The sequence below is a fragment of the uncultured Brachyspira sp. genome, assembly GCF_949287625.1.
In the GTDB taxonomy this organism is placed as follows: Bacteria; Spirochaetota; Brachyspiria; order Brachyspirales; family Brachyspiraceae; genus Brachyspira.
The window spans coordinates 1-24,945 of record NZ_CASEGO010000028.1; the positions used below are offsets into that span (position 1 = coordinate 1).

Genomic DNA, 24,945 nt, shown 5'->3' on the forward strand with positions numbered 1-24,945 from the left:
TTCATAGGTATTCCTTTTGTTTATTTCTAGCAATTTAAATTATAAGGAATACCTTCTTTTTTTAAACTAAAAGTGTGCAATATCTATGGCTCTTAAACACTTTATTTTTTTAAAATATTATTGACATAATTACATATTATGTTATTATAATACAATAAAAAAAAGTTGATTATGTAGTATATGAAAAATAATCTCTAGTTAAATTCTCTCGAAAAGCGTTGAATATACTATAAATGATTGAAATGTATCAAAATTCTAATATTTGAAAATGTTGTTTTTTTTATTATTATATACCTAAAATCATGTATAATGTACTGTTTTTTTTAAAAAATATTTTTTTTGTAACGCTTATATTTATTTTAACATGATAAGTATGTTTTTTAAATTATAATTAATTTAAAAACCGTATTTTTAAATTAATTATAATTATTTTTTTTAAAATATTATTGACATAATTATATATCATGATATTATATTATAATAAAAAAAAGTTGAGTATTTTTATGCCTAAACCGATTTTTAATACAACACAATCCCAAAAAATTGAAACTAATGTAAGCACCTCAAAAAAGAATGGATTAAAAGTTGATGAGAAAGTATTGAGAGAGAAACTTAGAAAAAAGAGATCTGATAAGTATATGGAAGCTATAAAAGCTTTGGATGCTGGAGATGTAATGATGTCTCAAAAACAAAAAGAGGAATTGCTCAGTACAATAAAGGAAGAATTTGCTGATGTTTCTTCTATTTTTGTAGAATCTAATTTAATCGGTGTATTAGGTAAATGTTATTTAGGGGATACTTATGATGTTCATACTTTAGATATTTCAGGTATCATGATAATAGAACATTATAAAAGCAATCAAAAATTACCTAATGGTTTTGAATCTGCAAGGTCTTTATGTCAGCATCCTCAATACGAATTTATAGAAGTTTATGAAAAGTTTATGATTGCTGTTATGAGTGATGGTTCAACAGCAGTAATATCAAAATAATTATTATGGGAGGTGTTTATTCATGTCTAATGATCGTTTAGTCTCAAGAGCTAATCTTTCCGCTATAGAAGCTAATTTGGCGGCTATATCTGAGAGGGTATATCATATCTCTTCTATTGTTAATAATGTTGATGATAGAGTTATTCAGGTTGATGGAAAAGTTGATAATTTTTATTCTGAATTTATAAATTTAAGAGATGAGTTTGAAGAATTTGTAGGAGAGTCAAGAAGAATAGCTGCTTTGGCAGATGCTAAACAAAGCATAATGATATTGAAGCAGGAAATAGAAGAAAATTTCGGATATTATGATGAGGTGAGAAGGCATACTGTTGGAATATTAAATGCTAATGATGTGGGTATTGTAAGAAAAGAAACTATGGCAAATGCTACTGAGGAACTTATGATGAAAGCTCCTAGGTATTGGCTTGCTCCTGCATTGATAGCTCTTTCTGCTTGGATATCCGATGATAGAGAATTGGCTGAAAAAGCTCTGAAAGAAGCAATTAGAAGAGATGATGAAAAAACAAGTTTGCTTTTCTGTTTGATTAGCAGAAGGGCAGGAAAATTCAATGGTGCTTTAACTTGGCTTGACAGATATTTTTCTATGCAGGATCCGTCAAAGATGGAGAGAAGAATAGTTGTTGTTTTAGATGCATTTGCGAGCGGTTTATTTGGTCCTGATGGTAAAGGTTTATGCTCTGAGAAAATTGCTTTTTGGATAGATGAACTTTCAAGTAAAAGCGGATTTATAGAAAATCAAAGAGAACAATGGAGCAATGCTTTATATGATCAAATAGTTGATTTAGATGATAAAGAATATCCTCTTTTGCAGGAGTATAGCGAAACTTGGCCTAAACTTAAAGAAGTAATTAATTGGGCATATACTCATGAGGATATATATGATTATTTTTATGATATCTTTAATGCCGAAGTAAAAAATGTAGCTATGATATCAGATAAAATAGATGAGATATTAGATAATTTAGTAAATAATTATGATAATGAAGAATTACCTAAAAGAGCACTCTTAAGAAAAAATGAACTTATTGTAGAAGAAGAGGGAGATACAGAAACTGCAGAAGAAAGATTTGATTCTGAGTTTCAGGCTTATGAAGAATACAGTGATTTTTCAGAACATCTTACAAATATAGCATTGTTTCCTGAGGCTACAGGGGCTCTCGTAGCCACACAGAAACTTGCTGTGTCTTTATCTAAAGATTGGATTATAGATGCATATACAGATTTAACAGCTAAAAGCAGAGCAGAAGTGCCAACAAATATAGATATAAGAATAAAAGATTGGCATGGTGTTACTCAGGACGGATCAAATGAAGAAGAACTCGTTCAGTCTTTAACAGAACATATTAATAGAGAGAGAACATACGAACTTAGTAAGAAAAAATGGATTCCAGCTTCTATTACAGTAGGTGTTATAGCTGTTATAGCTGCATTTTTACTAAGCAATTTACATATAATAGCATCTGTTGTTGTACTAGGATTGGCAGGATATAAGATATATAAATTAAACAAGGATTATAAAGATAGTATAAATAAGATCAATAGAGAATATGATGAATATTTAGAAAAATCTCTTACGGTTTTAAGAGGTATTTTGGCTGAAGTTGTGGATTACAGAAGTTTTTATGCAGAGAAGGACAGTGATTATAATAGGGTTATAGATTTCTTGAATAGTATATCTTCTGCAACATTAACAAATTAAAGTTTTTAAATGTGTAATTTATATTAAGGATTGTTTATGATTATTTTAGATGATAATGAAAAAGTTGATGGTTTAGAACCTATTGATGATAAAGATGAAAATCAAGAGGAGTCTGAAAATACTGATAACTATGATGATGTAAATGATGCTGAAAATTTAGAAGATGAAGAATATGATAATGATTCAGATGATGAAGATGTGGAAGATAGCGAAGACGATGATGATGACTATGACGAAGATGATTCAGATGATGACTATGACGACGAAGAAGATGACGAGGAAGAAGAAAATTCTGTAAATGATCAGATTATAATACAGCCTAGGGCAAGTCTTCTTAATTCTTATAATGATATGTCTGAAAGTTTTCCTAAATGGGATTTGATGCCTCCTGCTGTACCTATAAAAAGAGTAAGAAGAAAATAATTTAAGGAATATATTATGATAAAAGCTCCAAAAACATATTTTGAATGGAATAAAATTTTAGATACATTAAAAAGTTCATCTCCTTCAGATACTGAAATACTTGAAGCAATAAATAATGGTGTTATAGAATCTGGAAATTATGAGAGATTATTCACAAAGCTGCAAGAAACTATAGAGTATAGAATGAAAAAAGCAGATGAAAAATTTGACTCTATTACAGGTAAAACAACAAATATTGATATTTTATCTCCTGCATTAAACAATTTAAAAAGAGAATATACTTTTCTTTTGAAGATAGTTAAAGCACAGTCTATATTGAATGTGTCTAAGGAGTATTCTGATAAATTTGTAGAGTTTATAAAAAGTTCAGCTGATACAGTACAGCAGAGTTTAGAAGATTCCGCTGCTTCAGATAGAACAGGATTTTTAAAGAAGATAATAAAGAGTACTAGAGTAAATGATTTAGGAGTATAATATGAATTATAAAGAATGTAAAGAAAAATTAAAAAGATATTCCCTTGCTAGAATACCTTTTATTCCTTTTTATACAATAGAAAGACAAAGAGCATTAGATATTTTGAGAGAAACAGCTAAGGATCTTTCATTGCCTTTTTATGTTCATACATTATCAAAAGGTATGTATGATATAGTTACAGAAAAATCTGTTAATGATGATAAAACAGTTATAGGAGCTTTAGATTTTATAGCTGAACAAATAAATTTAAAGGCTAATTTAACTTTTATTTTTACAGATGTTTCAGAATTGGATGCAGATACAACTACTGCAAGATATATTTTTGATATAGTAAATTTAGCAGAAGAAAAAGGTGCTTCTATTATAGTTATTACTCAGGATACTGTATGGTCTAATTTACAGAGATTGGGTATGAGTTTAGATTTGGATTTGCCTTCAGAAGATGAGGTTTATGATATTATAGCAGAAAATATAGAACCTTATAAAAATAGCATAAAAGTTGATTGGGACGAAAATGATTATAGAGAAGCTGCTTTAACTCTTACAGGTATTACTAAAGTAGAAATACAGAATGTAATAGTTTCTTTGATAGCAAGCAGACATATAAAGAAAGCTGATTTGCTTGAATTAAAATTTGCAAAAGATAAATTATTTTCAGATATAAACGGTCTTGAAAAAATAGAAGTATCATCTGATATAGCAGATGTAGGAGGACTTGGAGGATTAAAGAATTGGCTTAATGATAAGAAGAAGCTTCAGGTATCAGAAAAGAGAGATGAATTAACAAAAAGAGGATTAAATCCGCCTAGAGGAATATTATTAGTAGGAGTACCTGGATGCGGAAAATCTCTTTCTGCTAAGGCGGTTGCTTCGTATTGGAATTTACCTCTTTATAGATTAGATTTTGCCACTGTTCAGGGACAGTATGTTGGTCAGAGTGAGCAGCAGCTTAAAGAAGCTTTTCAAACTGCTGAAAGAGTTTCCCCATGTGTTTTATGGATAGATGAAATAGAGAAGGGACTTTCAGGCGGCGGTTCTGATTCTTCAGGCGTTACAACTAGAATGATAGGTCAGTTTTTATTTTGGATGCAGGAATGCAAAAAGATGGTATTCGTTGTTGCAACTGCAAATGATGTATCCGAACTTCCTTCAGAGCTTTTAAGAAGAGGAAGATTTGATGAATTATTCTTTATAGATTTGCCTTCAGAAGAGGAGAGAAAAGATATTATTAATTTGTATTTAAAAAAATATTTGAATTCTTCTGTAGATGAAAATACATTAAAAGAACTTATTGAAATAACTGACGGCTTTACCGGTGCAGATTTAGAATCATCAATTAGAGATGTAGCGTATAGGGTTATTGCAAATGATGATCTTAAGTTTACAAGTGAACTTATTATAAATGCACTTAAAAATGTTATTCCGCTTTCAAAGACTAGCCCTGAAAAAATAGAGTATATAAGAGATTGGGGAAGGGAAAGAGCCGTACCTGCTTCAAATATACCTATAGGCGGCAAAAACGATGATAATAAATTAGTAAGAAGGGTTTTGGTATAATATATTGTATATAAATAATGGGCTTGGTTATGTAAATCAGGCTCATTATTTAAATTGTATAATGCCTTTTTATTTCTTCTATAAAATCAGAGCATATTATATTTTGTCTATTGTTTTTTATTTCTATTTCAGCGGTTATTATTTTGTTATTTTGATTATTATCAATATCTGTAAATAATTTTCCTGTTTCATCGCATATAAAACTTTTGCCTATGAAAGATGCTTCCATAATTGGATTTTTTTCTATACCTATGCGATTGCATAATACTAGAGAGTTAAATTTTCTATAGCTCTTATTCTAGCTATTTCAAAAGTGGTATTTGAACCGAAATTAGCAAGTACGCATATTAAATTACTTCCATTCAATATTTGTTTTCTTGATATTTCATTGAAGCATAAATCAAAGCATATTTGTACTGATATATTAATACCGTTTATATTGAAAACTAAATTCGCGTTATTTATTTCTCCAATATCAAAAAATTTCTTTTCAAAATCAGATAAATGTATTTTTCTATATATGCCTTTTATATTTCCTTTTTCTATTATTGCAGCAGAATTATAAATTTTATCTTCAAACTTTTCAGCAAATCCCGCAATTATAGAAGTATCATATTTTTTTGACATTTCAGATAGGCTATTTATGAATATGCCGTCTTTTATATTTTCAGATATATTTTTTAATTCATCTCTGTTTTCAAATAAATAACCATTAGAAGATAGTTCAGGAAGTACTATTAAATCAGATTTTTCTTTATCACTTATATTTTTTAACTGATTATTTATTATATCTAAATTTTTATACTTATCTTTTTGTATATCGAATTCAAAGGTACTAATCTTCATTATAGTCCTTGTATCCTTTTTCTTCTAGTAACTTCTTTGTTCTCTTATCCCAATTTTTATCATCACTTATAACGGATACATATTTTAATCTAGGAGCTGTTTCCTTTGAAAGCATATCTATATTAAAGCATTTTATATTTTCTAATATTAAAATTCTTATTCTAGGATGATTTAATATAGCATCCATATTTTCAAGATTTCTAAGATTAGTTAAAATAACCTTTTTTAAATCTTCTAAATTACTTAAATCAGGAATTTCTTTTAATGTAGGTATATTATTCAATTCCAATGTTTTAAGTGTTTTCATTTCTGATATAAAATTAAATGATCTTATATTCTTTCCTTTTTCAATATAGAGTTCTTCTAGTTCTGGAAGTTTTTTAGGCATTTCTTCCTCATGAGAAACTCCTGTAAGAACGGCTATTTTTTTAAGATTAGGATTCTTATCAAAAGACTCCATTCTGAATGTTCCAGCACCTATTTCTCTTATTGTACTTTTCATAGATAAATAAACATCTTGTCTTAATGTAAGTCCATTTTCTATATAAATACTTTCTAAATTTTCTATATTATCAAGAGGCTTTAATTCCATATCTTTAGGCAAATCACCGTATAGATGCAAACTTCTCAAATTGATAAGTTTAGCAAATATAGAAATATTTTTTAAAGGATATTTTAACGATGCATGATATATAAGATTTCTCATTTCAGGCAAAGCTGTAAGCAGATCATTACCGCTTATATAATTTTTATTACTTTCATCCTTTTCTGACGATAAGTTAATAAAGAAATCTTCTCTAGTTTTTAGAAGTTCATTTAGAGCGGATATATTATCCTTTTTTATACCTATATCATCTACAAAAAGAATATGTCTCTCTTTTGAAAGTCCCAATTCGAAAAGGGCTTGATTATCTAATTCTGATATTTTTATTTTCTTCATCATAATTATTTACCATATAAAAAATATGCCATATTATAAAACAGGAGCTATAATTCTGCAAGCCGAATTTCTAAGTCTTACAAGCATAGGCTGTTTAGAATATTCCTCTATAGTTATTTTATGAGAATCAAGCATATCTTTCTTAAATATATCCTCAAATTTTTTAGCTATATCAATATCATATATAACAGCATTCATTTCGTAATGTAAATAAAAGCTTCTTATATCCATGTTGCAAGTACCGCATGATACTATTCTTCCGTCCATTATACAGAATTTGCTGTGCAAAAATCCTTTTTCATATAAGTATATATTAACTCCAGCCTTAAGTAAAGTTTCAAAATAAGTCTGAGCTACCCACCAAGGCACAAGTTTATCAGGCTTACCTGTTATCATTAAATGTACATCCACTTCTGATAAAGCAGCATTTTCTAAAGCAGCTAAAAATCCGTCATCTGGAACAAAATACGGACTTTCTATATAAATGCTTTTCTTTGCCTCTTCTATCATTTTAGAATATACTTTTTGTATGCTGTCCCATTTAGAGTCAGCACCTGAAGTTATAATTTGTACTGGAAGAAATCTGTCCGTTGCCGACTGAGGAAATAAATCTTTTCTTATTATTGAAACTCTTTCTTCATCTAAATATTTATCTATATATTTTAATTTTCTTGAAATCTTATGTTTTTTTTCATTAACATTAAATACTTCTAAATCTCTTCCTCCTGCATTATACCAGTCGCATACAAACACATTTTGTATAAGATTGCAGGCATCTCCTACCATTCTCATATGTACATCTTTCCAAGATTCAAAACATTTTCCGCCGTCTATGTACTCCTGTCCCATATTCATTCCGCCCATATATGCTGCAACCCCATCAACTACAACTATTTTTCTGTGATTTCTGTAATTCACAAATCTAGTCCATAATATAGAAAAAGGATCATGATAGTATAAAAATTTTATACCGTTCTTTTTCAATTCTTTTCTGTATTTTTTGCTTATTCTCATTAAAGAACCAACACCGTCAAATATAAGTCTTATTTCAACTCCTTCTTTAGCTTTCTTTATAAGAACGTCCTTAATTCTTTCTCCAAGTTCATCGCTTCTCCATATAAAATATTCCATATGTATAGTTTTTTCTGCGAGTTTTAAATCTTCTATTATGGCATTAAAAAGTTTTTCTCCTTCATCAAATACATAAACTTCATTTTGCACTGTAATAGGAGAATATCCGCTTCTTATAGCAAGTTTTACTAAGTTAATATTTCTGCCGTAATTGCCCTGCATATTATCAAGTATTGTTATTTGTTCATTTAATAGTGATGAGAAATATTTTTTTATCATATCTTCCGGGAGTTTTGCTGAAATTTTCTTCTTTGATTTTCTCCAATCCATTCCCAAAAATATATAAAATATTACTCCTATATAAGGTAAAAATACCAATACTGTAAGCCAAGCTATAAAAGAGTATGGAGGTCTGTTTTCAAGAAGCATTTTTATAGCTATTGATACAACATACAAAAAAAATATAATAGTTAATATATAAAATACCATTTTTATCCCAATATAATCTGTTATTTATTTTAATATTTATAGTAATTAAATACTATATAAAAAAATTATAAATGTCAACAAAGAATAACATAATAATAAAATTTATAAAAACACTTGACAAAAATCATTAGTACGTTAAAATAATACTACTTCCGAAAATATTTGTAATGAAGGGCGTTGGTTTTCTTTTTCAGGAAAGAGACCGACACTCTTTTTTTATGTTTTAGGAAAATATATTATATGCTAATTTTGTATGAATAATAAAAATAGTAAGATAAAACCGCAAAAACAAAAAGAGTACGGCAGAGTACCTAAAAAAAAGAAATTGCAGAATAATAAAGAAAAATCTAATAAGACTGCACCTATTATAGATGAAGTATTATTATTTAATGGTATAAAAGATATTTTAGAAAGAGATGGTATATATTTGCTTGATTTGAAGGTAAGAGCAATTTCTGACAACAAAAAAGTATATGCTGTTATATATAAAAAGAAAGAAAGTGTATCTCATACTCATTGTATAGAAACTACAAGAAAGATTCAGGAATGTATAAAGCAAAACGGATATGATGAGGGCGATTATACTATTACTGTGTCATCTGCTGGTTTCAGATGGAAATTTAATGATAGGTATGAACTTTTTGAGGGTATGCCTATAAAAATAAAGTACAGAGACGGTGATAATTTTATTACATCTTATGCTGAATTAAAAGAGGCTAAAGATGATTATATCATTATAAATGTTTTTGATGAAGAGAATATTATTAATGAAAAAAATATTAAAATATTGAAAAACGATATTATAAAAGCAAGATTAAATTGTTAATAATTATGATAATAAATATTAAAAATAAAAAATGGAGAATATCAAATGTTTGAAAACGTTGGAACTTATTTACAGCAGCTTTCTGATGAAAAGGATATTAGTATAGAACTTTTAAAAGAAGTTATAGCATCTACTATAGAATTAGCTTTAAAAAAGAAATATGGAAATGATATAAATTTTCATATTCATTTTGATAATAAAAATAATCCTACTGTATATAAGGGAGCTAACGTTGTAGAAGAAGTAAGAGATAAGAATAAAGAAATATCTTTAGAAGAAGCTAAAAAATTAGATCAAGATATTAATTTGGGTGATGAAGTATTAATACTTGTAGATCAGGTTGAAGCATTCGGAAGAATAGAGAGTATGGTTGCTAAAACTACATTTTTCCAGAAGATTTCAGACCTTGAAAAGAATATTATATATAATGAGTTTAAAAGAAGAGAAAATCAGCTTGTAAACGGATATTTTCAAAGGGAACATAAAGGAACTATTTATATAAATCTTGGAAAAACAGAAGGCGAATTACAGAAAAAGGATCAGTCTCCTAGAGAACATTATACAGTAGGTGATAGAATAAGAGCCTATATATATAAAGTTCAGGGGGGAAAAGATGATAGAACAGGTAAGGAAATACCTACTAAAATACTCCTCACTAGAACAAAAGCAGATTTTATTAAAAAACTTTTTGAACTTGAAATACCAGAAATAGCAGACGGTACTATAGAAATTAAAAATGTAGTAAGACAACCTGGTTTAAAAATTAAAGTAGCTGTAGTATCAAATAAACCAGAAGTAGACCCTATAGGAGCTTGTATAGGTCAGAAAGGTATACGTATACAGTCAATTATAAAAGAAATTGAAGGCGAAAAAATAGATGTTGTAAAATGGTCAAAAGATATCAGAGAATATATTGCTGAGGCTATAACTCCAGCTAAACCTATACGTATTATTATTACAGATCCAGAGAAAAAAGAAGCTATGATCATTATACCAGATGATCAGCTTTCTTTGGCACTTGGTAAAAGCGGTTATAATGTGAAATTAGCTTCTCAGCTTACAGGATATTATTTTGATATAAAAACAGAAACAGATATTAAAGAAAATCCAGAATTATTGAAAGATATTGTACCATTAAATCAAATATTCTCAGATACTGCCGAAGAAACAGAAACTCCTACTGAAGAGCCTGAAGCAGCAGAAGTATTTGAAAGTAATCTTTATTCTTTACAGGGTATTGATGAGAGTATAATAAAAACTCTTATAGATAGCGGCATTAACTCTATAGAAGAATTGTATAATTTATCGGCTGAAGATATTATGGAGAAAACAAATCTCGATAAAGATACAGTTGATAATTTGATGCTTGTAATGAAAGATGTTGTAGAAATAGTAGAAAGCGAAGATGAATATGAAACTACTTCAGAAGAAGTTGTTGAAGAGATAGAAGTTTATGAGTGTCCTAACTGCGGTTCAAGTATTACAGAGGATATGACTAAATGTCCTAAATGCGGAATTGAGCTTTCTTTTGAATAATTTTGTATAATTGAGTTATCTTTATGATATGCGAGGTTTGCGGGAGTGATAATTATTCTGAAATAGGAACTATAAAAAATATATGGCAGAGTGATAAAAAGGTATATCAATGCTGTAATTGCTCTCTTTATTTTATAGATTTGCCTACAGATGAAGAAATATATGCTTTATATAAAAATGAATATCATAATAATATAAAAAATAAACTATTTGAGACAGCTAAAAGTAAGATGCGTTATGCTAGAAGTTTATCTCAGTTTAATTTTATAAAAAACTATATTGACTTTTATAACAAAAAAGTATGCGAGATTGGTGCTTTTGACGGACTGCTTCTAAATATATTTAAAAAAAATGGCTGTGATGTATATGGATATGAGCTCAATGATAATGCGAGACTTTATGCTAAAAATAAATATGATATTGATTTGAAGCCTAATTTTTTAGAAAGTAAAGAAAAGTATGATATTATAATGCTTTCACATGTTATAGAGCATTTTAAAAATCCTTTTGATGTACTCATTAAAATTAAAAATATGCTTAAAGACGATGGATACTTATATATAGAAGTGCCTAATTCTCCTAATAAAGATCAATGCAGTTATGATATGCTTATGAGATATTTGTCTACAGAACATATTGTTAATTTTAACATAGAAAATTTAAAAATGTTTGTAAAAAAAGCAAATTTAAATATTATAGAATGTAAGTATAGTAATTATTCGGTTTCAAAATACAATAATAATTTGAGGGCTAATATATTAGAGGGAAGTATCCCAAATATAAGTAATTTATTTTCATTTGCTCTTTTTGGTATTAAGACTTTTATTGTTCCTGAAAGTACTTTTATAGAATATAGTGATAATAATAATATATGGTCTTATGGCGAAAATATAAGAATCATAGCACAATTAAAAAAATAGTATATTTTTCATAATTTCTTATTCTTTTTATAAAAAAAGTATGATTATTTTTGACTTTGTTAATATAATCTATATAATTTTAAAGTATATGTTTTTATTTTGTATAAAGGATTTTATTATGAAAAATAGGTTAATGGTTAAATTTTTGGCTCCTTTTATAATATTTTTATTATTATTATTTATCATAATTTGTTTCGTTTACAGACCTTTATATAAATCAAGATTTTTAAGAGAAAAGCATCTTCAGACATTAGAGGCTAAAACAAGAACTGAAGGCTATGTTGAAGAGTTAAAAAATACTATATATGTTATGGCGGCATATTTGGAATCTAATCCCAGCTGGGTGGAATTTGGAAATTTTATTACTAATGTTCAGAAACTTAATACTGGATATTTAAATGTTTATTTTGGAGGAAGTGTCCCTTATCCAGAAGGCGGAGTATTTATGAATACTTTGGAAGTTTATCCATTAACTTATGATCAAACTTCTAGGGATTGGTATAAGGATTCTGTTGCAGCTAATGATATAATGATTAGTGATCCTTATATTGATTTTGCTGTTAATAAACTTACTATAACATTTGGTAAGGCTGTTTATACTAATGGAGCTCTTAAGGGTGTATGTGCCATAGATTTTGCTAATATTAATACTATTACAGAGAGTCTTAAAAAGAATTTTACAGAAGATGTTTATATAGTTTCTGAGGAAGGTATTTTTATGACGCATGAAAATAGCGGCTACATTTTGAATGAAACTAATAATTTATTTACTTATGAAATATTTTCTGATTTTAAAAATAATTTATCGTCTCATATTGGGGATTTAAATATTATAAAAGATGAATGGTATTCTATTCAAAAAACTGATAATGCTCCTTGGATATTGGTATTTAAAGGAAGTGCCGAACCTTTTTATTCTCAGTTCAGATTTATGATGATAAGTTTGTTCTTATGTATAGTATTGCTTATAGTTCTTGAGTTTATATTAGTAGCTAAAATAGTAATCCCTTTATCTAATAATTTATATCATGCTATTACTATAATGACTTTGATGCAGGATGGAAGATTTGACAGTCAGTTTGATGAAAAAGAATTGAAAAGAAAAGATGTAACAGGTGTTTTGGCTAATTCTATCAATGATATGCAGCATATAATGCATACTATAGTTTCTGAATTAAAGACTAACATATCTCTTATTAATAGTTCTTCAGAAAAGATATCAAGCGGAATAGATAATTTATCAGATCGTACTTCATCTCAGGCAGCAGCTGTTGAAGAGATTACAAGCTCTATTGAGAATCTTTTTTCTGCTATATCAAATACTTCAAAAAATTCATATAATGCCAAAAATATGAGTGCTAAAGTTACAGAGTCTACTCAAAACGGAGTTTCTGCTGTAAGTGAGATATCTAATAATATGATAGAGATTTCAGAGTCCAGCAAAGAAATATCCAATATTACAAAATTGATACAGTCTATAGCTTTTCAAACGAATATATTGGCACTTAATGCATCAGTTGAAGCAGCACGTGCTGGAGAGCAGGGCAGAGGATTTGCTGTTGTTGCTTCTGAGATTAGAGCTTTGGCACAGAATGTTAATGAGGCTGCTGGAAATATAACTGGCATAATAGAAAAAACTGTTGCCAAAATAGAAGTAGGCGATGAATCTGTAAAACGCTCTTTGGATATACTTGTAGAAATAGAGAAATCTGCTAAAGATGTATCTGATATACTTTCTCAAATATATGAATCTGCTTCTGAAGAAGAAGAGAGTGTAAAACAAATTAATACTGCTATGAATGAGCTTAATAATATTACACAGGAAAATTCTGAACTTGTTAATGAAAGTTCTGTACTTGGAAAAGAAGTAGTACAGGGCACTAGCAATTTATCATCTGAATTGGAATATTTTAAACTTAATTCTGATTTTAAATAATTATAGATGATGCAGCTTTGTATTTTTTATTTGTAGTAATTTTTATATATTGTTTTGTTTTAAGTGTGATAAAATAATCTATAAAAATCCAATTCTACATCTTAGGAGTGATGCACTTTATTTTCGTCTGCTAAAGAAACATTGCTGCTTAGTATCAAAAAACCTGCAAATATCTAAATTTTAGAAATTCATATTTTGCCAAAAATAAAATTATATTTTCTTTTTAATATCTGTGGCTTTGCCCACCACGCTGTGTGCTACGCAACACCCCACTTCTTTTGCCGTCCGCTCTGCGTGCCGTAGGCAAGGCACCTACTTGGTGGTGACCCATACGAAGTATGCCTGCAGCGAGAAGCAGGCACAGCCCGCAGTCGCGAAAGGCTGCATTTTATGCTAAATTTAGTAATTTATTCTACATGTAAGACATAATTAGTACTATTTAGTATTATTTTTAGATTTGCACTTTTTGCAACTTTGACGAAGTCCACCCGTGGTGTGCGGCGGGAAAAAAAGTTGAATAAAAAATTGACAAACTTAAAAATTTTCAGTATATACTGGCGGACTCATTTCATATAGAAAATCTGCAATTATAAAATACTGAGATTGAATACATTATAAATATTTATTAATTTAGCTTTGTGGTCATATATATTATCTTTTAAGACGTCTTATATCTATATTATTAGTTGTAATCAGATTGCTGTCTAAATATAATATAACTTCTAGATTATTAGCTTCTTTCCAATAATTTTTATCAAAGCTCATTTTAAATCCTATTCTCTGACCTAGAGGAAATCTTATATTATAAAATGAGTCATTTCCTGTAAATATTAATTTCTTATTTTTATACAGTGATAAGCTTGCATTTAAATTTTCTATATTGATGGAGTTTGTATAATTAGAATTTTTTACTTCTATTGTCGCAACAACAGCTTCATCTTCATAAAACTCTACATTATTTATTTTTACTTCTATAGGTATATTTGTTTTTAATGCACTAAAGTATGGTATATCATTAAAAAAACCTTTTTTGTAGAGAAGAAAGAATATTACAAGCAGTGTAAGAAAAGCCCCATATAAAAACATAAACCATCTTTTTGCAAATATACTTACCTCTCTTTTTGGGGATGGAGGTTTTGGCTGTCTGTTATTATAGAATTCTAATTCTGGTTTTTTAGGGTCATAAACTTCTCTTGGCAATTTATTTATATCCTTTTTAATATTTTATATGATATGTCTGCTAAATCTTTCGGCTGAATATAGTCGTTTCCAAATTTTTTAGATAGTATATTAAAAGATTTTGCCTGTATTATTAATGCAAGTTTAGAAGAATCTAATATATTGAGTTTTCTTGCAAGCAATGCCCCAAGAAATCCAGCAAATACATCTCCCATTCCAGCTTTGCCCATAGATGGTCTTGGATTATAGTTTATATATATATCATTTTCATGCATTAAAAAACTTACAGCGTCTTTTAATATTATAGATGCATTAGTTTGCTGTCTGTATTTTAATAAAGCTTCATACGGATTTTCTAATGCTTCTATGTGATTTATATTAGTTAATTTTTCAAATTCATATATATGAGGCGTTAATACAAAATTTCTGTTAAGTTCATTAAGTGTGCTTCCAAACATTAAATACAAAGCATCAGCATCTATAACAGTTGGTATATTTATCTGTTTGAGTATACTGTTTACAAAAACTTCAGTAGACATATTTCTTCCAAGTCCTGAACCTATTATGCAGGCGTTACTTTTATTTATGTCATTAACTATTTCTATATCATTTTCTGTGAAGTATTTTTGATTTTCATCTCCTATACCTATAATAACAATTTCAGGCATAGAAGGCATAATAGCCTCTCTTATATTTTTTAATATTCCTCTAGGAACATAAAGTCTTATATATCCAACTCCAAGTCTGTAAGCAGCATGAACCGCTAAAACAGCAGCTCCTATATATTCATCACTTCCAGATATTACAGCGAGCATTCCCTGTTCTCTTTTGCTGAAAAAAGCATTTCTATTTAAATTAATTTTTTCATTATAGTCTATTAATTTTGCTTTATATTCGAAACTGTTTAATATATTTTCTGGAAATATTGATTTTATCATAAATAATTTTCCTATATATTCTCTTGTTCTATATAAGAAAAATATATCCTTAGCAAAACAAACAGTATATGTTTCATGAGCTTTAAAGCAGGTATGTACATTGTCATAGTCATTTATTTTTGAGGCAAGCCCTGAAGGTATATCTATTGCTATTCTAAGTACATCTAATTTATTTAGATTATCTACAAGTACTTTTTGTATGCCTTCTAAAGGTCTGTTTCCACCAGTGCCGAATAGAGAATCTAATACTATTGATTTTTTTTCTATATTTTCTAAAGCGGATATAACATCATCTTCGCTTCCTAAGTAACTTATATCTACATTCATAGATTTTAATATGTTAAAATTGGCATAAGTATCTTTATTAACTCTGTCAAGATTTCCAGTAATATATATATTCACATCATAGCCGTTATTTATTAAATATCTTGCTATTGCTAATCCGTCTCCGCCGTTTCCTCCGACTGATGAAAAAATATATACAGTTTTTGTGTATAATAGTTTTCTATGCCTTTTTAACAATAGATAAAAAATCTCACTTGCTACATGTTCCATAAGAAGTATAGAAGGTATCTTTTCTGTAGTTTTTTTATCTATATTTATTAAATCTTCTGTAGTTACAACTTTCATTTTAATATCCATAATTTTTCTTTAATTATATCTATAAATGATAATAATATATTTTCATTTAATTGTCCATACTTTATAAACTCGTTATAAGTGATTTTCATGCTGCTGCTTTCTTTTAAGATATTATTATATGTATTCTCTGGAATCATACCAGCATTATTTTTAAATACATTCAAATCATAATATGCAGATAGCTTCAAAGCCCATAATGCATGTCTTGGATTTTTATCATTTATAAGTATAGGGTAGAGCAACATATAGCTTTTTGATAGTGTATTATCCAAATTTTTAATTTCTTTATAAGAATAAAAATCTGGAATATTTCTGTATGAAATACTGCTTCCTTTTTTTATAACATTGCTTATTTTGTATTTATCATTATTATATGAGTATAATAATGGCCAGTATGTAGCATCTCCGTATAAATATTTGGCTATATCCCAATAATACATATCTTTTGATGTTATATATGATAAACTTGCTGCATTCATTGAATTAAAAAATGTGTTAACAACATCGTATAATTTTTGATTTTCTATATTATTGCTTGCAACAGTTTTATTGCTTCCATAATAAATAGATACAAATATACCAATTATCAGTATGAATATTATTATGATTGCTACTTTTAATATGCCTTTAAATAATTCAAAACTTTCTTTTCTTTTATTCATCTTTTTGTTATCCAATTCCTTAGTATTTTTAATATTTAATAATTCTTTTTCTATATTTTTATTAGCTATAGTATTTTCTATTATGGAATTTTCTATATCATTTTCTTTTAAATCATTTATATATTTTTCATCAAAATTATTAATATCCAGTAATTCTTCTTTACTATATTCTCTCATTTCTGGGTAATTATATTCATCTTTTCTATTATTTTCTTCTTCAGTTTTATTTATTTCTTCTTCATTTATTTCTTCATAAGCCTCCATTTCATTTTCTTTAATATTTTCTTTAGTATTTTCATTTAAATAATCTTCATCAAAATTATTAATATCTAGTAATTCTTCCTTACTATATTCTTTCATTTCGGGAAAGTTATTTTCTTCTTCATTTTTTTCATCATCATCTTTTTCTGTTATTTCTTCTTCTATACCACTTTCTTTTATATTAGTTTCTTTATTATCTATTTTTTCTTCTTTTTCATTTAGGTTCTCTATCATAGAGTTTAAATCTATAGAATTATATGTTTTATTTTTCCATATATTGCCTATTATATTATCGTCTATAGAAGTATTTTCTTCATCTATCACTTCTTCCAGCGTTTCATCATTATTAACATTTTCTGCTCTTTTACTTAATATTTTATTATCCAATTCATCTAAAATATCTTCAGTGATTTCATTATTTTCAGTATTTTTAACTTTATTTTTTAGGTAAGTGTCAGGGTCAAATATGATATTTGAATTATAATAAAATGTACCAAAATTTTCTATATATACATGCTCATTTCTTGATATATCTTTTATATTTTTAAATATGCTTTTAAATATTGATTTTTCTAAAAAAATATCTTTTATATCTTTACTTTTTACATCTATGGATTCTAAAGATTCATCAAAACTTTCATCTTCATTTGAGAAGAATATCTTTCTATCTTCATCAGCACTAATTGTACCAAGTTTATCCATGTAAAATCTATTTCCATTTATAATGGATAATGTTATTTTGTCAAAGAGTTCTTTAATAATTATGTTTATTTTATCTTTGTCTATATTAAATTCATTTGATATATTTTCTATTAGTGTATAATTTGTTTTAAACATGCCTTACCCACAAAATTATATATTATTGTAAGAATTATATATCAATTTAGAATAAAAAAAAGCCTAATTTATAACAAAATTAGGCTAAAATAGTATATTTTCTATTTTATAGATAATCTTTCAACCATTCTTTTAATTGAGATTCATTTTTCATACCTTCAGCTCTTTTAACAACCTCTCCGCCTTTAAATATTATTAAAGTAGGTATTGACTGAACGCCGTATTTTGCAGCAACATCTTCTGCCTCATCAACATTAACAGCTCCAAAATTCATTTTATCTGAATACTGATCTGCTATTTTATGTAATACTGGTGTCTGCATTTTACAAGGTCCGCACCATTCAGCAAAAAAGTCAACTAATATTGCTTTCTCTCCGCCAATAGAAGCTTCAAAGTTATCTGATTTTAATTCTTGTACTGACATGTTTATTTCCCTCACTTATTTTATTGTTTTATTAGTATACTCTAACTTTACTAAAAGTCAACACCTTTTTTTATTTTTTTAAATATACCTATACTATGTATATTATGCTTGACTTATTTTTATGTATAATAAGCTAGCTTATTATAAGAATACTTACTATAAGGATACTTATCATTGGAGAATCTGCATTATTTGCTTATGAAAGCCAATTCTATGTTTGCCCGTAAAATAATCTATGAGGCAAATAAGATAGGGCTTACATCAGGTCAGCCTAAAGTATTATATTTTTTATCTCGATTTAAAGAGGCTGATCAAAAAACAATAGCTAATTATTTGGAAATAGAACCTGCTACTGTAGGCAGTATACTTCTTGGTATGGAGAAATCTGGTTTAATAGAGAGAAAACAGAGGGAAGGAAACAGACGTTCTCTTTATGTTTCTTTAACAGAAAAGGGTATAGAAGTTTCAAATAATATGGAGAAAATATTTGAAGATACAGAGAATATTGCTGCTGATAAATTATCAGAAAAAGATAAAGAAAAATTAAAAAAACTATTGATTGAGATGTGTAATTCATTAAAAGGAGTTTAACATGTTTAAGAAGATTTTAGAAAAACATCTTATAGAGAGAACTATAATACTTTTAATAGGGCTTTATATTATGTCTTTGGGTATAGCTTTTTCTATTAAAGCGTCGCTTGGCACTTCTCCTATTTCAAGTGTACCGTATGTTACAAGCTGTATATCAGGGCTTTCTGTAGGAGAAACTACAATTATTATTAATCTTGTATTTATATTATGCAGATACTGCTTCTTAGAAAAAAATATAATCCGCTTCAGCTTTTTCAAATACCTGCACTTATCTTGTTTGGTATAATGATAGATATAAGCGGCTCTTTAATAAAAGATATAACATACAGCAATTATTTTCAGCAATGGGTATTATGTTTTATTGGTATAGTTTTGGTTGGTGTTGGAGTAAGTATAGAAATTATGGCAAAACTTGTAACTACTCCTGGTGAGGGTGTTGTACTTGCCATATGCAAAGTTTTTCCTTTAAAATTCGGAAATACAAAAATTATGTTTGATGTTGTATTAGTATTAATTTCTTTAGTTACAGTTTTGATATTTTTAGGTCATTTAGAAGGGGTTAGGGAAGGTACTATAATAGCTGCAATGTTAGTAGGTTTTATAGCAAAACATCTAAGTAAACCTTTGAAACTTTTAGAGAATAAATATTTACTTAATGAATAATAATATTTATTTAGTATAGATGAAAGCCCTGCTTCTATTTGAGCTAGGCTTTGCAATATATTTTTTGTCTAATTTTATTTAATTGTTTATAGTAGATTTATTTAATAGCCATATAAAAAATAGTTTTGCATCAAGTTTAATTGGTATAATTATATTTGTATAAAATTACAGGGTATTAGTTTTAATACTAATACCCTGCATTGTATATGGGATGGAAAGTAAATCAATCGTCAAATTTTTGTCCTATAAGCTGACCGTCTGAAGATATATAAAGCTCCATCATATTATTAAGCTTTATTTCGTAAGTTCCCCATTTCTTTTCAGCACTAATAATTACAGTATTTGGATATGTATTTCGTATGGTGTTTGCTACATTTGCTGGAAAAACATTGTATGGTATTCCTACATATTCTGCTTCTATCTCTACCCAATCACCGTTATATAAAAAGTCTATTTTTATTCCATTTGATAATTCTGTTTCATACTTACCATCATCACTTTCTACATACCATATCTGAGCATCTGGAAAAGCATTGCGTATAAAATTTTTGGCTTTTTCAGGCAATGCTTCCGGCGAAATTACCCAATCAGCGAATAAACTACTAGAGGAGATTATTATAACTGTTAATATGATTTTTAGTATTTTCATAAATAACCTCCTCTTTTTATTTATACTTATATTATAACATATTTATAAATTTTGTCAATATTTTTTACAAATAATTTACTTCTTATTTACAAGTATATTTATTTTTTAATAATTTATTACATGATTATCGTATATATTTGCTGTAAATTAAAAAAATACCCCTAATATAAAATTATTAGAGGTATTTTTTATTATCGCTAATAAAAATTATTCGCTAAAAATATATAGCAAATGAATTTGCTATATTCTCACAATTTTTATATTTTGCTTTCTAATATCTAAAAATTATTATTCTTGATTATTATATCTTTTTATATACAAAACCGTACTTATAATAGATATTATTACAAATATTATCCAACATATTATTGTACTGTAAGCGTATTTCATTGAAGGAGTAAATTCAAATACTATATTGTTATCTCCAGCTTCTACATAAACCCCTCTGAATAGTAAATTAGCATTTAATAGCTCTTTTTTATCTCCATTAACAGTAACAGACCAGTCATTATTGTAACGCTCTTTTGATACAAGCACTCCCGCATCAGGGGTCTTTACATTAAATACTATTTTATTATCAGTTTCTTCAAGCAATTCTACACTATGAATAGAGTTTGGATTATTTAAGGTTATATTATTGTTTGAATTATTTAATAATATTACTTCATTTGCCAAATTAAAATTAGGCATAGTTAATCTTCCTAAACCGTCATTAAAATCTTTAGCATTGTAAGCATTATTAACAAACTCATATTTATTTCTGTATCCTTTAAGTTCATACAATACAGCAGCAGAAAATTGATCATGATACTCAGTTATTTTTGTAAGATCATTTGAAAGTATAGACTGATCTAAATATGTAGGGCTTAAAATATATCTTACTCCAAGTAAATCCATAAGTCTAGGCTGATATCCTACATAATCATTTATTCTGAAAGAGGCAAAAGTATCGGTTATATCTTTTGAAAGTCTGCTTGCTGCTGGAGGTTCTGTTAACGGTATATTATAATAAGGCATTGTATGGGTAGTGTATCTGTATAAATATGGTATTAATATAGGCATTGTAGTTTTATTACCGCCTTCTCTTAATATATGATCAACTATTGGAGTCGATTTATACATTTGATTATAATTTGATTTTACTATAAACATATTACCGCTTTGAGTTAAATCCAAAAATAAAACAGCTATAAACATATAAGGCAGATATTTATAAAATAGATCTTCTTTATTAGCAATAATAACATATAAAAATACTATAATACTTCCTATTATAAGAAAGCCTATATGCCCCAGATCATATACAGAAAATAGTATAAAACATATTAAAGGAACTATTACAGCAAATTTATCTTTTATAGTTATTTCTTTTAATGATATAGAAGTATTAACAAGTAAAAGGGCTGTTGTAGATATAAGTGCCAATCTTATAAAAGACATAAATATATTTTTTGATATTAATGCCGCATTAGCCTCCTTCCAATCAGCAACAAAACTGTTATATATTATTCCATTAGCAAGTATAGTTATTAATGCCAATACTATAGAAAGAATTACTATTATATACATTATCTTTTGGGCTATATTTATATATTTGTAGTCATCTTCTAAATATTTAAGCAGTCTATCTTCTTTTTTAGCCTCTATCGCTTTGAATATATAATCGGCGGCAAATGATGCTATTACGGCAAATGGTATAGGTATAATTTCTATAAACTTATTGGGGTTTCTAGCATCTTGGAATATCGGTATTTGAAATAATGCTCCGTATATGATAGGAAAATATCTTCCGAAACTTGCTATTAAGAAAAATAATGCAGCTGCAATCCAGAAATATTTTTCTTTATATTTTTTCCTGCTTATAAAAACCGCAAATATTATAAATAGGAAAGTAATATATCCAATATTTGCAGCTGTAAGTGAGAAATTAGAAGTTTTAGGCTCACCCTCCATATTAGCTATTCTTCCCCAATAAGGGTGAGTTTCGCTTCCAGAATAGTATCCGAAGAAGCCTGGCATAAAAAATCCTAATACTTCTTCAGGCGGGTATGACCATCTTGTAGCCCATTCCCACAATTGTTTTTTGTCAGTAACTCCAGCAGCTCCCATATCCTGAGTGTTTCTTGTAATCATTATTATTTGTATAGACATTAAAAAAGAAAATACCGCCACTAAAGCAAATTTTACACATAAGAGAATTATTTTTTTTAAATCTTCTTTTAAAAAAACTATTAATTTTTTATCGTTTTTTTTGTTATAAAGCAGGTATAAAAAATAACATGATAAAAATAAAGCAAAATACATAGCAACGTCCAAAGCACCGCCTAAAAATGCTATGCCTAAAAATGCACCTGCAAAAAAGAAATGAATCCACTTTTCAGTATTCATAGCCTTTGATAAGAAATATAATACAAAAGGAAAATAACAGTAGGTTTCAAATTTACCTAAATGACCAGGGAGCATTAAAGTTATAATGGCATTAGAAAACATTAAAGCAACAGCACCGAATATTGATGCTTTAATAGATAATTTTTTTTCTCTTAAAAATAAAAATAATCCGTACCCCATTATTGTTATATGAAGTATTATTGTAGCCTGCGGATATATTTCAACTGGAAGTAGTGCCATAAGTAAAGATTTTGGGTGTATTGGTACTGTTGAAGAAGAGGCTATTGTAAAATAGGCATTATTCCAAAAATATAAATTTCCGCTTAATACAGCATCTTTAATATTTTTTATATCCCAAAGAATAACATCTCCCATTTGAAGATAAGAGAAAGTTAAATTGCTGTAAAAAAATAGTATAGATAATAATAAAAATACAATAGGATATATTATTTCTTTTTTTAATGATTTCATTATTTATATATTCCTTATTTTGATGATGATTTTATTGAAAGCATTTTATAAATAATATATAAAAGATGATGTATTGTCAAGGAGTTTTGTATTAAAATATTTTTATATAAAAGTTTATAATTAAGAAATGAAAAAGAATATAAAAAAGGCATTAACTTAAATATTAAGCTAATACCTTTTGAGTTTTTTATTAAATAAATTATCCTACTATATTTGAGCCGAAATATCCCCAATCAGTCCATCTTTTATCTTTAATATCTATAGTAGTATTTATATCGTTTTCAGTCATATGCGGAAAATTACTCCAATTTGGCTCATCATTATTTTTAGCGACAAAAGAACTTATTTTTTGAGCATATGCATCTGTGCAATTTTGAGGCTGTTTTCCATCTAAAAAATATATTTTGTTCTGATTCTCAACTATCTTTACAAGACAATATACTTTTACTGTTATTCCAGATGTAGAATTAGGATCACCTATATCATATAAATCTGCAGGATCGCCTTCATAATAATATATTGCTGTATCACTTCCCAAATATTTATCAAATGTATATATTTTATTTCCATCTCCATTGTTAATTATATTTCCATTAGAATCAAAGTAATATTTCATTGTTGAAATTTTTTGATTTGCTGTTTTATCCAACCATTCTTTATTATTATCTGTTGCTGAACTTCCGCCCTGTTATGTATTGCTGTTATTTCCTTCTTCATTGCTTCCCTGCTCTGTATTATCATTTGATGAATTATTATAGCTTGATCCTGTTTTATTTGCATTGTTACATGCTACAGCTGCTATTAATATAAATATAAAAATTAGTAATTTTTTCATTGATTTATCCTTTATCATATTAATATCTTAAATGTAAAAAATGTATTATAAAAAACAATTATTTTTTACGTTAATTTTTTAAAAAAATAAAATTTCTATAAAAAATAATTTTTATAAAAATATTACTAGATATAGTATTGTAAAAAAAAATATATATAATATAATAGTACAAATATTCTTTATACCATAATAATGTATTTTTAATTTGAAGGAGAAGTTTCAATATGATGAATGATAGATCAAATTATGGAAGTCTGCTTCCGATAGCGTCCCGGTGAGATCCCCGTCGTGCTGCGGAACTGCCGCGTAAAGTGCTCGATGTTGTTGTATCCGCAGCGTTCGGCGATGCGTTCTACGCTCTCCGGTGTGGAGGCGAGCAGTTCTTCCGCCTGCTGGATGCGTGCGGTGATGACGTCGGCGACAAAGGTCGTCAAAAAGTACTGCCTGTACAGGACGTGAAAATATCCCTTGCTGACGCCCAATTCGTGTGCCGCGTCGTCCGCTCTCCAGTCCTGTTCGGGGGCGCGGAACACGCGTTCCCGCAGGCGCAGGAAGGCGGGAAAGAGGGGGCCTTTTGTTTCCACTTCGGCTGCAAACATTTCGATGAGCCCCGCGGTGAGGGAGCTGATGACGCTCTCCTTTGTGCGGTGCGCCGAGAAAAATTCTCCCAGGAT

Annotated in this window: 23 protein-coding genes and 1 pseudogene; 11 read left to right on the top strand and 13 right to left on the bottom strand. The window is 28.0% G+C overall.

Going from position 1 to position 24,945, the window contains the following annotated elements; all coding sequences use genetic code 11:
• Positions 1-503 precede the first annotated feature (503 nt).
• Genes Q1X91_RS06160 through Q1X91_RS06180 form a run of 5 tightly spaced genes read left to right on the top strand, consistent with a single transcriptional unit; the run spans position 504 to position 5,167 of the window.
• Positions 504-992 carry a hypothetical protein gene (locus Q1X91_RS06160; RefSeq protein WP_300754537.1) on the top strand — a complete coding sequence of 163 codons (489 nt, stop codon included), beginning with the start codon at positions 504-506 and terminating at the stop codon, positions 990-992.
• 22 nt (positions 993-1,014) lie between these two features.
• Positions 1,015-2,712 (top strand): hypothetical protein, encoded by a 1,698-nt coding sequence (locus tag Q1X91_RS06165; protein WP_300754540.1) that lies wholly within the window; start codon positions 1,015-1,017, stop codon positions 2,710-2,712.
• Between the two features lie 36 nt (positions 2,713-2,748).
• Positions 2,749-3,135, top strand: a complete 387-nt coding sequence (locus tag Q1X91_RS06170; protein WP_300754543.1) for a hypothetical protein — start codon at positions 2,749-2,751, stop codon at positions 3,133-3,135.
• Between the two features lie 15 nt (positions 3,136-3,150).
• Positions 3,151-3,609, top strand: a complete 459-nt coding sequence (locus Q1X91_RS06175; protein ID WP_300754546.1) for a hypothetical protein — start codon at positions 3,151-3,153, stop codon at positions 3,607-3,609.
• Position 3,610: 1 nt separating this feature from the next.
• Entirely contained in the window at positions 3,611-5,167 is a 1,557-nt protein-coding gene (locus tag Q1X91_RS06180) for an AAA family ATPase (protein ID WP_297245811.1), read from the top strand.
• A gap of 49 nt (positions 5,168-5,216) precedes the next feature.
• On the opposite strand, the gene Q1X91_RS06185 is transcribed toward Q1X91_RS06180, so the two are convergent.
• Genes Q1X91_RS06185 through Q1X91_RS06200 form a run of 4 tightly spaced genes read right to left on the bottom strand, consistent with a single transcriptional unit; the run spans position 5,217 to position 8,513 of the window.
• Positions 5,217-5,396, bottom strand: a complete 180-nt coding sequence (locus tag Q1X91_RS06185; RefSeq protein WP_300754549.1) for a hypothetical protein — start codon at positions 5,394-5,396, stop codon at positions 5,217-5,219.
• A 38-nt stretch (positions 5,397-5,434) separates the two neighbouring features.
• Positions 5,435-6,013 (bottom strand): nitrilase-related carbon-nitrogen hydrolase, encoded by a 579-nt coding sequence (locus Q1X91_RS06190; protein ID WP_300754551.1) that lies wholly within the window; start codon positions 6,011-6,013, stop codon positions 5,435-5,437.
• Positions 6,003-6,956, bottom strand: a complete 954-nt coding sequence (locus Q1X91_RS06195; RefSeq protein WP_300754554.1) for a hypothetical protein — start codon at positions 6,954-6,956, stop codon at positions 6,003-6,005. The genes Q1X91_RS06190 and Q1X91_RS06195 overlap by 11 nt, the downstream gene beginning before the upstream one ends.
• Before the next feature lie 30 nt (positions 6,957-6,986).
• Positions 6,987-8,513 carry a phospholipase D-like domain-containing protein gene (locus Q1X91_RS06200; protein WP_300754556.1) on the bottom strand — a complete coding sequence of 509 codons (1,527 nt, stop codon included), beginning with the start codon at positions 8,511-8,513 and terminating at the stop codon, positions 6,987-6,989.
• Positions 8,514-8,766: 253 nt separating this feature from the next.
• Here Q1X91_RS06200 and Q1X91_RS06205 point away from each other — a divergent pair, with 253 nt between their 5' ends.
• The 4 genes from Q1X91_RS06205 (at position 8,767) to Q1X91_RS06220 (ending at position 13,731) form a co-directional block, all read left to right on the top strand.
• Positions 8,767-9,339, top strand: a complete 573-nt coding sequence (locus Q1X91_RS06205) for a ribosome assembly cofactor RimP (RefSeq protein ID WP_300754559.1) — start codon at positions 8,767-8,769, stop codon at positions 9,337-9,339.
• A 45-nt stretch (positions 9,340-9,384) separates the two neighbouring features.
• Positions 9,385-10,875: a transcription termination factor NusA gene (nusA, locus tag Q1X91_RS06210; RefSeq protein ID WP_300754562.1), complete on the top strand. Its 1,491-nt coding sequence runs from the start codon at positions 9,385-9,387 to the stop codon at positions 10,873-10,875.
• 23 nt (positions 10,876-10,898) lie between these two features.
• Positions 10,899-11,795 (top strand): class I SAM-dependent methyltransferase, encoded by an 897-nt coding sequence (locus Q1X91_RS06215; protein ID WP_300754565.1) that lies wholly within the window; start codon positions 10,899-10,901, stop codon positions 11,793-11,795.
• A 118-nt stretch (positions 11,796-11,913) separates the two neighbouring features.
• The gene (locus Q1X91_RS06220; RefSeq protein ID WP_300754568.1) at positions 11,914-13,731 is read left to right on the top strand and encodes a methyl-accepting chemotaxis protein; all 1,818 of its coding nucleotides are present in this window, start codon (positions 11,914-11,916) and stop codon (positions 13,729-13,731) included.
• Between the two features lie 651 nt (positions 13,732-14,382).
• Here Q1X91_RS06220 and Q1X91_RS06225 read toward each other — a convergent pair.
• The 4 genes from Q1X91_RS06225 to trxA form a co-directional block, all read right to left on the bottom strand.
• Positions 14,383-14,931, bottom strand: coding sequence for a hypothetical protein (locus Q1X91_RS06225; RefSeq protein ID WP_300754571.1), 549 nt, complete (start codon positions 14,929-14,931; stop codon positions 14,383-14,385).
• Positions 14,932-14,936: 5 nt separating this feature from the next.
• Entirely contained in the window at positions 14,937-16,478 is a 1,542-nt protein-coding gene (locus tag Q1X91_RS06230) for an NAD(P)H-hydrate dehydratase (protein WP_300754575.1), read from the bottom strand.
• Positions 16,475-18,250: a hypothetical protein gene (locus Q1X91_RS06235; RefSeq protein WP_300754578.1), complete on the bottom strand. Its 1,776-nt coding sequence runs from the start codon at positions 18,248-18,250 to the stop codon at positions 16,475-16,477. The genes Q1X91_RS06230 and Q1X91_RS06235 overlap by 4 nt, the downstream gene beginning before the upstream one ends.
• Before the next feature lie 106 nt (positions 18,251-18,356).
• Complete coding sequence (gene trxA / locus Q1X91_RS06240; RefSeq protein WP_300754581.1) at positions 18,357-18,674, bottom strand: thioredoxin; 318 nt, start codon at positions 18,672-18,674, stop codon at positions 18,357-18,359.
• Between the two features lie 198 nt (positions 18,675-18,872).
• Here trxA and Q1X91_RS06245 point away from each other — a divergent pair, with 198 nt between their 5' ends.
• Both Q1X91_RS06245 and Q1X91_RS06255 read left to right on the top strand, forming a co-directional pair.
• Positions 18,873-19,265, top strand: coding sequence for a MarR family transcriptional regulator (locus Q1X91_RS06245; RefSeq protein WP_300754614.1), 393 nt, complete (start codon positions 18,873-18,875; stop codon positions 19,263-19,265).
• Between the two features lies 1 nt (position 19,266).
• Positions 19,267-19,928: pseudogene (locus Q1X91_RS06255) on the top strand (DUF6198 family protein).
• Positions 19,929-20,151: 223 nt separating this feature from the next.
• Here Q1X91_RS06255 and Q1X91_RS06260 read toward each other — a convergent pair.
• The 5 genes from Q1X91_RS06260 to Q1X91_RS06280 form a co-directional block, all read right to left on the bottom strand.
• Positions 20,152-20,577 (bottom strand): PepSY-like domain-containing protein, encoded by a 426-nt coding sequence (locus tag Q1X91_RS06260; RefSeq protein ID WP_300754590.1) that lies wholly within the window; start codon positions 20,575-20,577, stop codon positions 20,152-20,154.
• Positions 20,578-20,865: 288 nt separating this feature from the next.
• Positions 20,866-23,436 (bottom strand): hypothetical protein, encoded by a 2,571-nt coding sequence (locus Q1X91_RS06265; RefSeq protein WP_300754593.1) that lies wholly within the window; start codon positions 23,434-23,436, stop codon positions 20,866-20,868.
• A gap of 199 nt (positions 23,437-23,635) precedes the next feature.
• Positions 23,636-24,052, bottom strand: a complete 417-nt coding sequence (locus Q1X91_RS06270) for a hypothetical protein (protein ID WP_300754596.1) — start codon at positions 24,050-24,052, stop codon at positions 23,636-23,638.
• Between the two features lie 72 nt (positions 24,053-24,124).
• Positions 24,125-24,271 (bottom strand): hypothetical protein, encoded by a 147-nt coding sequence (locus Q1X91_RS06275; RefSeq protein ID WP_300754599.1) that lies wholly within the window; start codon positions 24,269-24,271, stop codon positions 24,125-24,127.
• Between the two features lie 239 nt (positions 24,272-24,510).
• The coding region (locus tag Q1X91_RS06280) for an AraC family transcriptional regulator (RefSeq protein WP_300754608.1) at positions 24,511-24,945 on the bottom strand (435 nt) is incomplete at its 5' end.